The organism is Ureibacillus sp. FSL E2-3493, from assembly GCF_038077515.1.
Lineage (GTDB): Bacteria > Bacillota > Bacilli > Bacillales_A > Planococcaceae > Ureibacillus > Ureibacillus halotolerans.
Genome location: NZ_JBBOPK010000001.1, coordinates 205688 through 221257, shown reverse-complemented (window position 1 = coordinate 221257; position 15570 = coordinate 205688). Strand labels below are relative to the sequence as shown.

The 15570-nt window shown below is 34.4% G+C and carries 22 protein-coding genes; all 22 read right to left on the bottom strand.

The annotated features are described in order from the left end of the window. Position 1 precedes the first annotated feature (1 nt). The gene (locus tag MHH69_RS01210) at positions 2 to 2416 is read right to left on the bottom strand and encodes a hypothetical protein (protein ID WP_341361530.1); all 2415 of its coding nucleotides are present in this window, start codon (positions 2414 to 2416) and stop codon (positions 2 to 4) included. 184 nt (positions 2417 to 2600) lie between these two features. Next, a complete protein-coding gene (locus MHH69_RS01205; RefSeq protein WP_122972842.1) occupies positions 2601 to 3086 on the bottom strand; it encodes a hypothetical protein in 486 nt (161 codons plus the stop codon). Between the two features lie 60 nt (positions 3087 to 3146). Beyond that, on the bottom strand, positions 3147 to 3731 hold the full coding sequence (locus MHH69_RS01200; RefSeq protein WP_341361529.1) for a phage tail protein: 585 nt from the start codon (positions 3729 to 3731) through the stop codon (positions 3147 to 3149). Next, entirely contained in the window at positions 3731 to 4150 is a 420-nt protein-coding gene (locus tag MHH69_RS01195) for a hypothetical protein (RefSeq protein ID WP_241559354.1), read from the bottom strand. The genes MHH69_RS01200 and MHH69_RS01195 overlap by 1 nt, the downstream gene beginning before the upstream one ends. Next, positions 4134 to 4544, bottom strand: a complete 411-nt coding sequence (locus tag MHH69_RS01190) for a hypothetical protein (RefSeq protein WP_122972844.1) — start codon at positions 4542 to 4544, stop codon at positions 4134 to 4136. The genes MHH69_RS01195 and MHH69_RS01190 overlap by 17 nt, the downstream gene beginning before the upstream one ends. Beyond that, positions 4537 to 4923 carry a phage head closure protein gene (locus MHH69_RS01185; RefSeq protein WP_122972845.1) on the bottom strand — a complete coding sequence of 129 codons (387 nt, stop codon included), beginning with the start codon at positions 4921 to 4923 and terminating at the stop codon, positions 4537 to 4539. Before MHH69_RS01185 ends, MHH69_RS01190 begins: the two co-directional genes overlap by 8 nt. Continuing rightward, the gene (locus MHH69_RS01180) at positions 4886 to 5209 is read right to left on the bottom strand and encodes a hypothetical protein (protein WP_122972846.1); all 324 of its coding nucleotides are present in this window, start codon (positions 5207 to 5209) and stop codon (positions 4886 to 4888) included. The genes MHH69_RS01185 and MHH69_RS01180 overlap by 38 nt, the downstream gene beginning before the upstream one ends. 2 nt (positions 5210 to 5211) lie before the next feature. Continuing rightward, positions 5212 to 5532 carry a hypothetical protein gene (locus MHH69_RS01175; protein WP_122972847.1) on the bottom strand — a complete coding sequence of 107 codons (321 nt, stop codon included), beginning with the start codon at positions 5530 to 5532 and terminating at the stop codon, positions 5212 to 5214. Between the two features lie 49 nt (positions 5533 to 5581). Beyond that, complete coding sequence (locus MHH69_RS01170; protein ID WP_341361528.1) at positions 5582 to 6730, bottom strand: phage major capsid protein; 1149 nt, start codon at positions 6728 to 6730, stop codon at positions 5582 to 5584. 36 nt (positions 6731 to 6766) lie between these two features. After that, positions 6767 to 7510: a head maturation protease, ClpP-related gene (locus tag MHH69_RS01165; protein WP_241559282.1), complete on the bottom strand. Its 744-nt coding sequence runs from the start codon at positions 7508 to 7510 to the stop codon at positions 6767 to 6769. Next, positions 7507 to 8664: a phage portal protein gene (locus tag MHH69_RS01160; protein WP_122971330.1), complete on the bottom strand. Its 1158-nt coding sequence runs from the start codon at positions 8662 to 8664 to the stop codon at positions 7507 to 7509. Before MHH69_RS01160 ends, MHH69_RS01165 begins: the two co-directional genes overlap by 4 nt. A gap of 14 nt (positions 8665 to 8678) precedes the next feature. Beyond that, on the bottom strand, positions 8679 to 10352 hold the full coding sequence (locus tag MHH69_RS01155) for a terminase TerL endonuclease subunit (protein WP_341361527.1): 1674 nt from the start codon (positions 10350 to 10352) through the stop codon (positions 8679 to 8681). After that, the gene (locus MHH69_RS01150) at positions 10336 to 10863 is read right to left on the bottom strand and encodes a P27 family phage terminase small subunit (protein ID WP_341361526.1); all 528 of its coding nucleotides are present in this window, start codon (positions 10861 to 10863) and stop codon (positions 10336 to 10338) included. Before MHH69_RS01150 ends, MHH69_RS01155 begins: the two co-directional genes overlap by 17 nt. Positions 10864 to 11025: 162 nt before the next feature. Next, on the bottom strand, positions 11026 to 11355 hold the full coding sequence (locus tag MHH69_RS01145; protein WP_241559328.1) for an HNH endonuclease: 330 nt from the start codon (positions 11353 to 11355) through the stop codon (positions 11026 to 11028). 301 nt (positions 11356 to 11656) lie between these two features. After that, the gene (locus tag MHH69_RS01140; RefSeq protein ID WP_341361525.1) at positions 11657 to 11896 is read right to left on the bottom strand and encodes a hypothetical protein; all 240 of its coding nucleotides are present in this window, start codon (positions 11894 to 11896) and stop codon (positions 11657 to 11659) included. Positions 11897 to 12342: 446 nt separating this feature from the next. Next, positions 12343 to 12900, bottom strand: coding sequence for a site-specific integrase (locus MHH69_RS01135; RefSeq protein ID WP_341361524.1), 558 nt, complete (start codon positions 12898 to 12900; stop codon positions 12343 to 12345). Continuing rightward, positions 12897 to 13442: a sigma-70 family RNA polymerase sigma factor gene (locus tag MHH69_RS01130; RefSeq protein ID WP_341361523.1), complete on the bottom strand. Its 546-nt coding sequence runs from the start codon at positions 13440 to 13442 to the stop codon at positions 12897 to 12899. The genes MHH69_RS01135 and MHH69_RS01130 overlap by 4 nt, the downstream gene beginning before the upstream one ends. A gap of 24 nt (positions 13443 to 13466) precedes the next feature. Continuing rightward, a complete protein-coding gene (locus tag MHH69_RS01125) occupies positions 13467 to 13652 on the bottom strand; it encodes a hypothetical protein (RefSeq protein ID WP_122971321.1) in 186 nt (61 codons plus the stop codon). Positions 13653 to 13746: 94 nt separating this feature from the next. After that, positions 13747 to 13908 (bottom strand): DUF3954 domain-containing protein, encoded by a 162-nt coding sequence (locus MHH69_RS01120; RefSeq protein ID WP_341361522.1) that lies wholly within the window; start codon positions 13906 to 13908, stop codon positions 13747 to 13749. Between the two features lie 155 nt (positions 13909 to 14063). Beyond that, positions 14064 to 14285: a hypothetical protein gene (locus tag MHH69_RS01115; protein WP_341361521.1), complete on the bottom strand. Its 222-nt coding sequence runs from the start codon at positions 14283 to 14285 to the stop codon at positions 14064 to 14066. Positions 14286 to 14767: 482 nt separating this feature from the next. Beyond that, a complete protein-coding gene (locus MHH69_RS01110) occupies positions 14768 to 14986 on the bottom strand; it encodes a hypothetical protein (protein ID WP_341361520.1) in 219 nt (72 codons plus the stop codon). Positions 14987 to 15005: 19 nt separating this feature from the next. Next, entirely contained in the window at positions 15006 to 15560 is a 555-nt protein-coding gene (locus MHH69_RS01105; protein WP_341361519.1) for a dUTP diphosphatase, read from the bottom strand. Positions 15561 to 15570: the final 10 nt, after the last annotated feature.

Sequence of the window (15570 nt, the reverse complement as noted above, 5' to 3'; positions counted from 1 at the left end):
CCTACTTTCTAAATGAGAGAGCCCTATTTTCTTTGAACGATTGGATTTCTGTAACATCATCAGCAATCCATTCTGCCAGTACACGGCTATCGGCAGTTACTAACTGAATAACTTGTGGACCCATATTCATTGTTGAGGCAATGCCTTTTCCTATAGCTCCTAAAACTTTTTCGGTTAGTGGTAATGCTGCTTCTGGTCCAGCTTCTCCAAAACCTTGTAAGACTCCATTGTTAATACCTGCGATAGTAGGCTTTGTAAAGACAGCACCTAGGGCATTCCATTTAATGTCGAACCCAGTCGGATAAGTTATTTTCTTACCCATAATTGTTTTTGATGAAGTTTCTAAAGTAAATTTAGGTAGACTAGGTAAATCAATATCAGGAATTTTCAATTTTAGTCCATCAAAAAATCCCTTAATGTCGTCTACAATACCCGATACCGTATCTTTTGCTTTCTCTATCGGATCAGTAATAAACTTCTTGACTTCATTAAATTTATCTCGTGCTTTATTCACTATATCTGTTGCCTTATTTACAAATCCATCCTTCAATTCAACAACTTTATTCAACGCTTTTTCCTTTGCTTCCGTTATATAAGTTGTAATAGCATTTTTTATTGAAATAAATTTATCTCGTGTGGATGTGTAAAATTCTGTAAATTTTAACATTCCCGCTATTATTAGTTCTTTAATTTTATTTGTAACTGTAGTCTTTATTTGTTCCCATTTTTCTAGAAGCCAATCTTTTAATTGACCCGCCTTTTCTACAATGGTATCCCAATTTTGGTAAAGCAAAACACCAATCGCTATTAAGGCTGTTATGACGCCAATTACAATAAGTACAGGAGCTGCCACTGTACCGATAGTTACACCCAGTGCAGCAGCAACCCCACTTAAAGTAACAAATATAGGGGCTAATGCCATACATACCGCTACGAGTGTAGTTATCACACCTGCAACAATTGTTATAGTAGTTACTAGTTCTGGATTTTCATTCGCCCATTCTACAATTTTTGTTATAATTTCAGTTACTTTTGTTACTAACGGTGTAAGTGTTTCGGATAATTTATTCAGTTCATCCGTAAAAGCAATCTGAGATGCTGATGCTTCAACTATTGCCTGGTTATTTTCCGAGTATTTTTCATAACTTGCAGTTAATCCCTGGTCAGCTAACAGTTGAGAAATGTAATTCGCGCGTTCCTCAGTAGATGAAAAAGATTGCATTTTTTTATTAAAATCGTCTACAGGTTCACCACTTTTCTCGAGTAGATCGGTTAGTTGTCCAGTAGCCTCCCCGAGTTGAGTAGTTGTTGTAATACTTTCTGCTAATCCTTCAGCCGTAAAAGTATCCCCATAGCTTACAATTGCTCCTGAAATCGCCTTTGATATTCCGGTTATTTGATCTTTTGTTTTGTATCCGGCTTGTATTAAGTTCCCCATCGCTTCAGTTACTTGATCGGTTTCTTGACCTACAGAGTCAAAGGCAACACGGGCTCCAGAAATATCGTCTAAGGCTAATCCAACCTTGCCTATTTGGACTTCTAACATAGATAGATCCTTATTGGTATCGGCCATCCCTGTTGTAAGTCCTGCAACACCTGCAGTAATAGTTGCACTTCCTGCAGCTAACCCAGAACCTATTTCTTTTGCAGCATCTTTAGAAGCATCCTTTAATTCTCTTAAACCTCGCTTTAATTTATCAAGTTTTGACGCAGTTTTATCTGCCTCTCCCCTTTGTTCGGCGAGCTTCTGATTTGTTTGTGCAATTTCATTGGCAAGTTTTTGTTCATCAACTCTAACACTTGCTAACTTTTGAGCAAGATCTTGAGCAACTTTTGAATTTTCTCCAAATGATTCGCTAGCTTGGCGATAGGCTGATTCCGTTTGTTCAATCGAACGTTTCATTAAATCTTGCTTTTGGGTTAGAAACTGTATGCTAGATTCTAATCGATCCGTTTCGGAAGCAGTTAGTTTCATTTGTTCTTGTTGTAATTGAAAGGCTGCATCCAACTTAGAAACTTCAGCTTTTAAATCAAGAGTACTAAGTTTTTGTTTTTCTAAACTTTGGTTTGTTTGGATGATTTGATTAGCAAGTTTTTGCTCTTCTATTTGGGCATTCGTTAGATTTTTGGCCATTTGTTGAGCAGCATCGGAATTTTCCCCAAATAGTTGTTTCGCTTGTTCGTATGCAGTTTCAGCTTGCTCCACTGAACGTCTTGCAATATCTTGCTTTTGGATTAGAAACTGCAACTTTGCTTCTAGTTTTTCACTCTCAGAAGAAGTTAGTTTCATTTGTTCTTGCTGTAATTTAAAATCACGGTTTAACTTAGATGTTTCAGCTTGTAGCTCTTTAGAACTTTTTTTGAAATCATCGTTAAACATTTTGACAGTTATTTTTGCTTCTGGGCTTTTTGCCACTATTCTCACCGCCTTTATATCGTTTTAGGGTGATTCATCCATCCTTTAACTGCGATTGTATTTTCAATAATTCGATTTAAATTTGGGAATGGTGCTTTCCAAAATACTTCCTCTTTAATTTCAAGCGCAACTGTGCACCAAACAAAAAAATCCTCCAAACACTCAAATGTGAGTTTTGGAGAAACTACTTTTTTCCCTTTTGTTTTTCAGTTGCTTGTTCTAGTGCCTTTTTGAAATTGTTATTCGTGTCTTTTGAAAAGTTGTACATTAATAAATTCAAGTAAGTATCTAGTACTTCTTCAAAATCAGCATTGTATTTATTTTTAAATGTTTCTAGATCGTAAAAATCATTTCTTGGTCCAACATATCCTAAGTAAATAACATTTTTCATGTGATCTTTATCTAATTTATCTTTGACTAAAACTACTTCAGCTGCAGAAAGTTCACCTTTGGTTGCTGCTTCTATTCCCATTGCTGAAATCATTTCTAGTAACTCACTTTCAAGCGCTTTTTCAAGGATTCCATACTCTCGACCTACTTTTAATGAGTGGTTGTTAAAAAATAGAGGAAATCGTTCTTTATTTGTTTTCTCCTCGAAAAATTCACCATTTTCTTCCTTAACTTCAACATCGAATAATTCCACAACAGGTAATTTTCGTTTTCCATTCATATAGAAATCTCCCTTTTCTTTTTAATTAAAAAAAGCCCACTATAAAGTGAGCTTTAATTTTTAAACTGTTTCTACTAACTCGACTAGTTCACGACTAAAGTTTGTATGCCACTGTTCTACTAATGTCGGGTCCGTTGTATCTGCTACGATAGCTTCATAGTAAAATTGATCTGCTGAATCTGGAAGTGAATCAAATGTTAGTTCCAACATAGCCACTTCTTCTACTGCTGCTTCTAAAGGGGTGATTTTAAAACCTCCGCTATTTGAGCAATTTGGAAATGCCATTAATTTCTTATTTCCTTCAAAATCATTCACAGCAGTTACCGTAAATATAAAATCTTTGCCAAGAGTATTTATACCAGCTGAATAGACTCCCGCTTTTAATTTTTCATTAGTCATTCCAAAATAATCACGCGCTACTTGAACAGGAATATGGCCAGATACAGTAACTGCTATTTTAGTTGTTTTTGACTTTTGCTTAATTATTCTTGCTCCTTGCATTTTTTGAACTGATTGAACTTCTCCCTCTCCTTCCATAGTTCCAACCAATCCAAAATCTGTTCCTTCACCATATGTTCCGTCGGATTGTTTGAAACGAATACCAGCATGTGAAATGTCTGTTGTATCAAATACTGTTACAGTCATTAAAGTACCTCCTCCAACTTATCTATTAATTTATTTTGAGTAATGTCTGTTAATTTAGGTAACCCCTTGTCAACACCTCGTTCAAAGAATTTTTGAGCTACATGATTACTCGGGCCTCGTCCTTCGTTTGGGAAAACTAAATAACCGAATGATCCAGGTTTATTTGCTGCTCCCCCTTTTGCTTTTATAGTAATTTCTAAATTTCCAAACTCGGCCTTATACCATTTTGTTCGATTAGCATGTACACCTTTTTCCTTATCTGATGTCTTTATTAATTGTGTGATTTCAGGAGCGAGTATTTCTTCACCATCTTTCTTTAAAATGGTGTTAATTTCTCTTTCCATACTGCGCCCGAGATTTTTCATTTTCTCAGCTATTTCTTTAAACTCTCGATAATCAAATTCATATTTGATACTCAAGTTTAACCACCCTATTCAACTCGATATTTGCTATGTCTACAAAGCGATTTGTATCAGCATGTCTTGCTCTAGCTTTAGTACAATCACTAAATGTAATGCTTTTGACATTTACTGCAACACCAAGTATATCGATAATTGTTTCGTCAAAGTCGTCTCTGTTTTCTGAGTAATAAATGATTGTGATGGATTGAGTTAACGAATTACTAGTGTTTTCACCTTTTGTAAAGTCACCCATCGAATAAACTAATAAATGATAGGGGTTGTGATCATATTTTTGAGTCTCATCATCAGGTACTTCATCTTCGTAAATCGGTAAATTAGGGAACGCTTTTTCCAAAGCTTCTACCAGCTCTTTTTTTACTTTCATCATATACGCTTTGGTTTTATCATTCATTTACTACACCAACTCTCTGTAAATACCAATATAAGTAGGGATTATTTGGATCTCTATCAATTTTCACTGTGTTGTATTCCACATTATCAATACGGACTGTATAATCATTTGATAATTTACCTTTTAAAACAGGTGGGTACATTGTTTTAAGCTTTAAATCTAACGTTCTACTCATGGCATCTACAAAAGAATAATCTTGTTCACGTGCCGACAATTCAGAAAAAGCTAATGTTCCTTCTTGTGTAAATTCCTTTCCTATTTGCTTTTTTGTATTAGATAGCTTTGTTTTGTTCTGACCATATATAAGTATTCCATCGTTAAAAGTTTCGCGTAATGCCTTATTAACCAGTTGAATCACCTGTTCCGATGGCAGCCTCATGTTGTTCAACAGCTACACTTAAAATTAAACTTCGTAAACGCTTAGCATAATTAATCTCAAATTCATCAAGAGCATTATTCCATGCGTATCTGCAGCGTTCTAACATTAATTCTCGTACCGTAGAACCTTCATCAAAGGAAAACTCAGTCTCGCAAAGTTCATTAAAATAGGTTGTACTGCTTTTAATATAACGAGAAAGAGTATTATCGGTGTTTTCATCGTTCCAAGTTATTTGTAAATTATCTTTTAGCTCTTGTAGTAATTGTTCATCAAGAGTTACTGTCATGATTATTCACCGCTTTTCAACGCTTTTTCGGCTGCTAGAGCATCTTCTTTACCTTGAATTTTCTCTCCATTGGATAGTAGGTACCAACCACCGCCAGTTGATTGAGGAAACTCCCCTTCATTGTCGACATCTGATTCTAAATCCTTCTTAGATTGATCTTCTTCTACAAACAAATAAACCTTCTTGGTTTCTGGGTGTGGCTTAGATAAAAACTCGATACGTTCAGATGAAGCTTCATATCCCTTTGCTGGGTATTCATCTCCTACACGATAAACATGATCTGTTTCTTTATCATTAAATGGTGTTACAACCTTTATTGACATTTATTTTCCTCCTTAAATTGAAAATAGAGAGGCATAAGCCCCTCAGAAATTAAACTGTTTCAGGTGTCGCAGATGTTTCTGTACCAATACCGGAAATATCAAATACTAGGAAGCTATCATTTGAAACAGGGAACCCATTAGCTTCCATTTTTGTAGCATAAACACGTTCGTCATCGATAAATTTCACTTCATCGCTATATTCAATTTTTTGAGAAGAACCTACACCAAGGAAGTAATCAGCTGCAACTCCCGCTGCCATTTTACCAACCGGCATTGCAACAGATTCTATAATTGTTGCCGGAATTGGTAATACCCCATAAACATAATTTCCATCTGCTGTTAAAACTGTTGTAGCAGGGAATAGTTTTTCCCAATAATCTGCAGGGTTAACAACTAAAATGACGTTACTCACTTTTCTTTTACCGTTTTTAGTAAGAGGGTACATCACATTTTTACCAAGTGACTTTGGTGTTAAATCTGATAATGCTGTTGCTGTTTTATCAGGATATACACCATCTACTACCGCTCCATTTAAATCTTTAATCATTCCAATTGGTTCATCTTTACCAGTACCCGAAACAACAGCAGTTTCTAAAGCGATATTACAAGCTTCTACTAATACCGCGCGAACATATTTATCTAACCATTCAGGTCCTAAGTTCAGCATTGATTTAGCGACTGGTAAATAAGCTGATAATTTATATAGATTTGTATTAACAACATTAAATCCGTTATCAAGTTTTTTCTTGATTGCGTCTGTTAATTTACCCCAAAATGCTGGGTTTACATCACCGTTTTTAGTAATCCATTTAGTGACACCAGTTGTATTTACAAAAGTAATTGCTTGTAATAAAGCGTGTGATTGTTCTAATTCATCAAATACTCGATTAATTACCGTCGCGGGTACAAGCTCTTCAACTCCGCCAAAACCTTCATTGTTAATAACAGCATTGTAATACTTTTGTTCTGCAGAAGTTAATGGACGTATACCGCGCTCAGCTAAGATACGAGAATCGCTCATTTCGTTTGTAACCAATGACTGTGCTTCTTGTAATATTTGGTTTTGAATGCCACCTGCAAGCGCCACTAGAGCATTTGCAAATTTTTCTGTGTCCCCTTCTTGTAAAGCTGCAACGATATTAGACTTCATTTCATTTTGTGCTTGCATATTTTGATCTGGGTTTAAAATTCCTGGCATATTATTTGCCCTCCTATTTTTTTAAAATAAAAAACGCTACTCGTTTGAGTTGCGCTTGAATTTATTAAGAATATTTTGTTTTTCATTTTGCTCTGGTTTTTTATTTCGGAATTTTGCAAGAATGCTATTTTTTACTTCTAACGGATCTAGTTCTTCTTCTTCCTCTTCCTCTTCTTCTGACTGAGTTGTATTTCCAACACTATCTGCAAAACCTACTTCTACAGCTTCTTCATCTGTAAACCAAGTTTCAGCAACGATGAGTTTTTCTACATCTTCTTTTTCACCTTTGAATCTAGTCATATAAATATTGGCAATGGATTTATCAATACCTTCTAATGCATTCAATGTTTTTTGAATATCGGTTTTGGTACCCCAAACCCATGTTGATGCCTCATGAATCATGATCATAGAACCCGTATTCATAATCACTTCATCACCAGACATGGCTATTAAAGAAGCTGCAGATGCTGCAACACCATCTATATGGATAATAACTTTTGCATCATGGTTTTTTAAAAGGTTATAAATAGTAATACCATCAAATACATCTCCGCCAAGAGAATTAATGTGTACATGAATTTCATCGGCATCAATGTTTTTTAAGGCATTTTCAACATCATTTGCTGATGTTGAATTATCATCCCACCAACTTTCGCCTATGTCACCATAAATAATTAGTTTCGCAACATTCTCAGAAGCTGTTGCTTCAAACTGATTTGTTATATGTTTTTGTCCGTACGTATTGCTGTACGGATTGTTTTTAAAACGACGTTTCGTCAAATGTCTTCACCTCCTTCTAATGCAGAGGCATCAGAATAGTTTTTAGTGACATATCGTTTATCTGCCCACGGCTCATTAATTCGTTCCCCACCGATTCGCTCAATAATGTCGTTAATCGATAATCCTCCAATAGCAAACAACTTATCTAGTGCTGTTGCTAAGTCAGATAAATCTGTCACTTTAATATTCGTAGCATCTATTTTTATATAGTTGCCATTTAGATATTCTTCTTGCTTGTACCATTTTTTATTGACTTCTGCTGAAATCAAATCGATTAGTGGTAGCAATCCAAACATTAAGAAATAATTAACTAACTCCTTTACGTTCACAACGTCACCTTTCACTAATCCCCGTGGCACATGTAAGGCTGAGGAAACAAAATCAAATATATCATCCACTAAATTGCGAACATCACGACTATCGTTTTTATTTGCTCCACTTTTTCCATTACCACTTAAATCTTCTAGTGTGTAACCATCCTGTAATTGAAAAATAGCTCCGGCATTATTAGCTTCCAACCAAGGTTTAAATTGAGCTGTAAGCATCTCGTTAATTTGTTCTTGGCGTTTGTCATTTTGTGGTCTTAAGAAATCCCCTTTTAATACTAGTCGTTTAGCATTAGAACGCTTATAAATATCTCTAGCAGAAGAAATAAGAGAACCATAGTCCGAATACAGTGTGTTTATAACATTCATCACGTTTTCGTTATTTAGTTTGAAATAGAAAACTTGGCTTTCTTTAAAAGTTTTAGTTAAACTCAAATCTCCTATTGTCACACCGGAGTAAGTATTTTCTTTAAATGCATATTCTTCTTTGTCGAAACTATCAGCGACATACCACATTTCATTTTGAGGAATTACCAATACTTCATTATTGTAATAGAGTTTGTAAATTATCTTTTTCCAGAATTCAACTGCATTTTCATTTTGGTTAGGCGCTACATTCATTAGGTAATAGTTAATTTTTTTCACCGATTTGTTATTTTCCATCGTTTTAAACTCGCATCTTGCAAATGCGTCAGCAATTAAATTTACACATGCATCTATTGCTAGTCGTTTATATGAGTCTGCAACTGTAAGTTGTACAACAATGTTCATTAAATCTTTATTTGACGAAAATGGATTCCAATTTTTTAGCCAACCAAACATTGACATGGTACCACCCCTTTCTAAATAACAATTGGTTTGAACTCTGCTAAAGATTCATAGTCAATGTCTCCATAGTCCTCTAATTCAGAGTCAAAATTCAGTGCATGTAAAAAAGCGAAAAAACCATCTGTTTTTCGCTTTTCAGGATCTATTTTTTTGTATTCTTTGTTTTGATTATCCAGGTAATCTACATAAACATTTCCGACATACCATCGCATTAATGGATCATCGCCAAAAACTAATGTTTGATTAATAAACATATCATCAACTAATGGTGATAATTGAGAGTGTGTAAATTTCCCTGTACGACAGACTTCCACTTCAAAACCTGCCTCTTTAAGTGCTGGACCTAATATCCTGGCTCTATAAGTATCTAAAGAGATTTTCTTTATATAAAACGTTTCTGCTTGTTTAACAAACCAAGCAACTATCTTTTCTGGTGGAATCGACTTACCATAAACTATTTCTGCAAGTCCTTTATCCAGAGCAATCTGTACAATATCCTTATTGATGTCTTGTAATTCTAATGCTTTTTGGTGAATAAACGTATGGTGTAACCAATAACGTTTCCCATTGTATTTGGCTAATAATCCAACTGAGCAGAAATCTCGAACATCTGCAAAGTCAACACCGCCGATTGTATCTAACCCTTCTAGTTTGTCATATGGAACAGGCTGATTTGTTGCTAAACGATCCTCATATGAAGCAACTTCAAAACGAGTATCTTCAACTGGGCAGTTCATTCTCTTTGTCATAAACTCAATACGAATAGCCGCGTTTCGTTGCATTTGACTATATTCCTTTTTCATTTTTCGTTGTAAATTAACGTTGTATGGTAATGAAGGATTTGCCTTCTCCCAATTTTTAAAATCGTCAACCTCACTAGGATCATCTAATTTACAAATAAACGGAAATAAAGAAGATTCCTCAATTCCAATTTCACCATGTAAGATTGCACGTGCTTCATCTTTTAAATCATCTAACGGGCCTCCTCGAACTTTCCCATCAGTAGACATATGAAATTCCCGATAATCTTTTATTTTACCCCCACCGGAAGTGAAAACTTTGATAGTTTCGTAATCTTTATATTCATGCTCTTCATCAAACGCAACACACCCTGAACGCTTACCATCCTTAGTTCGAGCATTTGATGTATTAAAAGTCAACGTGCTTTTTGTCGCGTTATTTTGAATCTTTTCTTTTGAACGATAGAAAGCATTTTTCAATTTTTTTAAGTTTGCTTTCTCTTCCAATACGTTATATACATCTTCAAATGACGTTTTTGCTTGCGTCTCTGATGTTGCCACAATATCAATATGATAATTTGGTATTCCATGCTGCTTTGTCATCATAAAAAAAGAATCCCATGAAAAGAATCCATTTTTACCAGCACCACGCCCCATATAAAGAAGGTACCTATCGAATACTAATGAATCATCTGATTTCCAACGTAGACCGAATATAAAAACATTCACAAACTTCTGCCAGTCAAATAGTTTATATGGAAAATACTTTGCTGGTATCTCAACGCTATCATTAACCATTTGGTGGTTAATATACACATCGTCACGAGCCAGTATTTTAAGGATGTAATCTTTTAGAAGAAACTGTTCTTCGCAGGCAGCCACTTTCCCAGATTCAATTAAATCAAAATACGTATCTATGAATTCATGTGAATTACACGTCGTCACCATCATCATCACCACCTGGCTTTTCTACTTTTGAAGCATCTAAGCCTAGCTCACTAAGAAGTTTTAACATTTGTGCATTGGTTTTGTTCAACTCCGTCACGCTATCATTCTTCTTTTTATTAACACTACGACCATTTACCACTAAAACCGTTACTCCACGTTCTTCAATATCTGCGATCAATCTATTTTTTACATCCCATAAAGACATATAATCATTTATTAAATCGCTATAGTGAGCTTGTACTATCCCGTTTTCTTCCAATTGCTTCCGTAAACTAGCTTCAATATTTTTACGGGTGCGTTTGTATTTTTCATTTTTCACCGTTTTTGTGTGCAATTCATTACTATTTTGTTCTTCATCTTCATCATTTTCAGTAATTTTTTTGGCCCAATCATAACGTCGATGCCAACTTTTCACTGTATTAATAGATACATCGTACTTTTCCGCAATTTCCTTGTATTTCAAACCTTTTTTATAATCGATTAATGCTTGTTCATGATTCTTTTTTTCCATCTCTCCACCACCTTGCACCCCTAACTACTAGTTGCAACTTGTATGCAAATCGAACTCACGTGAGGAAATGAAAAAATAACTTTTCCCATCGCCCCCCTCCGTTGAATTGTCCCCCGAAAAAAAGCCGAATTTTTTTAAGGGGGGTATAAAATTGTTTTTGGTTTACCATTTCTCTTCGTTAACAAATCTTTTTCCTTGTTGGCCCATGATTGTCCCATAACGATCATGCATCTTGTTATGACAAGAGTTACATAAGCTTTCTAGATTACTAAGAGTTAAGGCAAGTATCGGAACCACTTTAACTTCTTTTAAGTGATGAACGCACTGTGCTCTACGATACCTACCTTTACGTTTACATTCTTGGCATTCATAATTGTCACGCTCAAGTGCTTGAAGTCTAAGTCTCATCCATTCACGAGACTTATAAAACTTCATGAGATTACCCTCATGAATGTATCTCATAAGCTCTTTAAAACGTTTCTGACTAATCATTTATAACGCTCCTTTTCATAGTTCAAAACGTTTTTCCCTTTCACTTATAAGTGGCATTCGTCAACCTCTGCACCCTATAACACAACATATCTATAATTCTGTTGCGTTTTATTTTTGCCGTTGCATTCTTGGTATTGCTGTATTTTTAAAAAAAATAATTTAAAAACGCACAATTCTAAAACTATGTTGTGTTATATAGTTGTGGGTGCAAGTATTTTTCTATAAAAGTAAATTGAACATCTTACTAAAATTGGGCATAAAAAAGCCGCGACTCTTAATGAGCGCGACTTAATACTTCTCCTTAATTTAAACCCAACTTTGTAGCAATTCCTGGGATATATATACTTACTATAACTAAAGCAAAAGTTCCAATTGTTACACATTTAAACATAATATTCTCTAACCATCTTGGCATTCGGATTAACTTATAAATAATTAATTGTGCTACAACAACCAAGACCATAATTATTCCTATAATCAGTATATGGTTACCAATAACTTCTGCACCTTTTGGCATAAAAGATAAATCAACTTGAGGCAAATAATCAACCACCTTTTTATTATAATAATTTCTATAATTATATAATTTTAGTGATTAATTTCCAAGTTCTAATGTTGTTAAGGCAACTCTCTAATACTCTACGATTAAACTCTCACCTTTTTGCCTATTAACTTTTCGATAACTAATTTTGGTTGGTCCACAATCAATTCATCTATGTCCTCAAAATAACTGAATTGAACATCAGGAGTTAAAGGTGGTTTAATGTCGAATCCTAGTTTCCTTGATTCACCTATTAAGAACCAAGCTCGTGCTTTATCTGTTGTTAAAATACGGATATTGGTCTTACTAGATTGTTTAATTATTTAAATATATTCTGATTCAAATGGCGGAACCCACTCTACTGTTGTATTTAGTTTTTTTATTCCCATCTTCACCAGTAATCGTTCTTTAAGTTTTTTAAACATTGTTCGTGCCTCCTAATATTTTTAGTTATACAACCCTGCTATTTTTTCATCTAAAGTATCTTGGCCAACCCCGATATAGAAAAGTGTGACTGTTTCTTTTGAATGATTAAAAATTTTCATTAGTGAAGCTACTTCCTTATGTTTCGCATAGAAGTTATAGCCAAAAGTTTTTCTCATAGAATGCGTCCCAATCGGTTCTGGGTAACCAATTGCTTCTGCGGCTTCTTGTAATATTCGATATGCTCTGGTACGGTCTATCGGTCTTTGCTTACCTGTAGCGGTGAGTTTCTGACTTTTAAAAAGGTAATCGTTATTTTTTAAATCTTTAACATATTCGTTTAGTACTTTTTTTAAAGGTGGAGAAATAATGAAACGTTTTTGATTGCCTGTCTTTTGTTCAAAAAGCAAAATGTGAGTTCCTAAAACGTCCCTTTTCTTTAATGGCAAAATATCCGAAATACGTAAACCTGTATGAATCCCAACCATGAACATTACGTAATCTCTCATGTTATTCTCCTTAAAGTAATTTAAGAATTCCTCTAACCAATCTTTCTCGCGTATTGGTTCTACATATCTCATGACATTACCCACCCTTCAACTTCGATTTTCTTTTTACAGGTTTCAATTGTTTTCCAAACACCTTGTTTTGTGATACCCAACATCTCCCCTATTTCCTCACAACTAAAACCCTGTGCGTAGAGTTCTAATATCTCTCTTTGTCTTTCTGTTAGAGAAGCTACAATTTCTTTTGCGATTTGAGATTTATAAGAATCATCCTCTATTTCATCTGATGATGGATTATCGTGACTATATTGATCGTAGCTTTTGAAATGTATTATATTTCTTTCACTTTTCATTTCTCTTTGATAAACTGCTCTTCTTTCAATTCCTCTCATCAGTCCTGGTTGCCGCCCCGTTGCTAACCATTCGATAGTAAAGTTAATAGTTCTTAAAGCAGCATTTAATATTCTTTCATCATGCTGCAGCATAAGTAGATGTTCTTTCCCAGTGGAATTTAAATGTTTTTGCTTTTTATAAAATCGAATTTGCTTTTGTATTTCCCTCAACTTATCCTCTGTGAAAATTAAACTAGCTTGATATTCTTTTAATAAATCAATCACTTATACTGCACCTGCCTAACTTAATTATTTTTTTCGAAATGAACCTTTTACACGTTTATAAATGTCTCTATTAATTCCCATTAGCGCCTCAATTTCTCTCTTGCTTAACTTCTCTTTAAAATTTTGCGATTTACTTTTTTTCTTTCTCTTCTTCATTGGTTTAATAGCAAGTCCATTTTTAATTAGCTGCTCCTGTAATGTGCGTGTCATATATACTCTCCCCTATTCACAAAATAAAAAGGACATCAAATCATGAGAGTGCCCATACTCTCAAAATTCGATGTCCTCGGTTGTTCCGATAGACTTATAATTTTTCGCTACATTCGTGTACTGCTCTAGTTGGTTTATTTGATTCCCAACTAATTATAGTTTTACCGAAACCTGTTGTTGGTGCTTGCACCTTTTTCATTTGCCCATCTTTCACTAAGTAAATTCCATCTTGCAAATATTGTAGTTGTTTGCCCATTCAACCACTCTCCTGCTATAATAATAGTGTCGAGATATAGCAAGAGAGTGTGAGTCGTAGTTGCTGCTACGGCTTTTTTATTTGTCGTAAAATATTGTGGTTGTGGTAAAAATATGTGTTAATGCAACTGAATCCTTTCTTTTTTATTTTAATTCTCAAAATGGTTGTAACTTTGAACTAATAAAGGAATAACATTTTTCCTTTGTTTTAAATCCTTCATGAAATTCCTCATTTTCAACTTCGTAAAACTTGTCCGTTTTTCTAATGTTAAATGATTCAATTTTAACTTCTTCATTTTCTTTCAAACCATTAATTTTTTTATATACCGGATCACTTTCTAATCCTAGTACCTCGTACAGATTCATTTGTGAAAGCAACTAATATACCTCCTTGGTGTTTTCGAAGCTTCTTTTGTAATCGCAGTTCCCTGTGCTTAATGTATCGCTCTATTTCTTTTTCATACAACGCTTTTTCTTGGTCGCTTATATCACTTGTTTCCAAATCTTTAAGTAAAGCCTCAACATAGCTATTCATGATTCCACCACTTTCTTAGTTCGTATGAGGTATTATCGCCTCACTCTTCTACCTCAATTCTTTCTCTTACAGTCGAATTGAATATCTCTCCAATTTTTAAGAGCTTGCTATATATTGGGCAACCATCACAAGGTTCATTCGATCTATCAATTCGAGTAATACAAATCTCCTTGCAATGCAGTTCCCACAACAGTTTTTGTCTCTCACAAGCTAATATTCTTTTTGGTTTATCTATGACACCCATATTACCCTCCAATACATTACACATAAGATATTTATAAGATAATTATGTGTAATATTGACATTTCAATTTTTATTTCTCCCTTTATTTACCCCTTTTCCCGAAATCTTTTACAAATCGTTGCCCACCATATTCGATAACAGTAGGTTTTCCATCTTTCGTTTTGACAATCTTCATTTCGTAATCTAGTGTATCTAAACTGAAATGCATGGATTGTAAGATTTCTTTTAGTTTTTCTACCTGGATCGTTTTTTGTTCTTTCAACGCTTTTCGCAGTAAATGTTTAGCATGATGAAATTTCATTAAAAAACCTCCATTTTAATTAATACCCATGATTCTGCCGTTGATGATTGATCTGGTTTTTCTCGAAATAGGCTTGTTCAATTTGATCCCATGTGAAGCCTAACATTTTTCCTAATATATAAAAGTCCTCAAAAAGCTCAATCCAGGAATCGTCACTTTCCCAGTGTCTTAAATCTTGTATTTTAATATTAAAATCTAAAAATAGGTTTGTAATATCGTCATCATAATGACAAATATCATCCCAGTCCAAATTAGGTCGTACATCTAATTCCAACCCAATACTCAAAATAAAATGCAAGCAATCAACGTATTCTTCAAGAAGCAAATTCCTCATTATCCACGGTTTATTTTTATGTGTTTTATCTGGGTTGACTGTTAATACTTCTGTTCTTGGCTTTTGGTCATTACTCCACTTCTTAAAACCTCGCCATTCATTAGCACACTCACCTAATTCAACTTGTAAGGCTAATAGCTTCCAATCCAAATTTGATTCGCTTTCATGTAATTCTGGATGCTCATTCATGATGTGTTCATCTAATACTCTTTGTGCTTCAAATAGCTTTTTTAAATTCATGTTTATACTC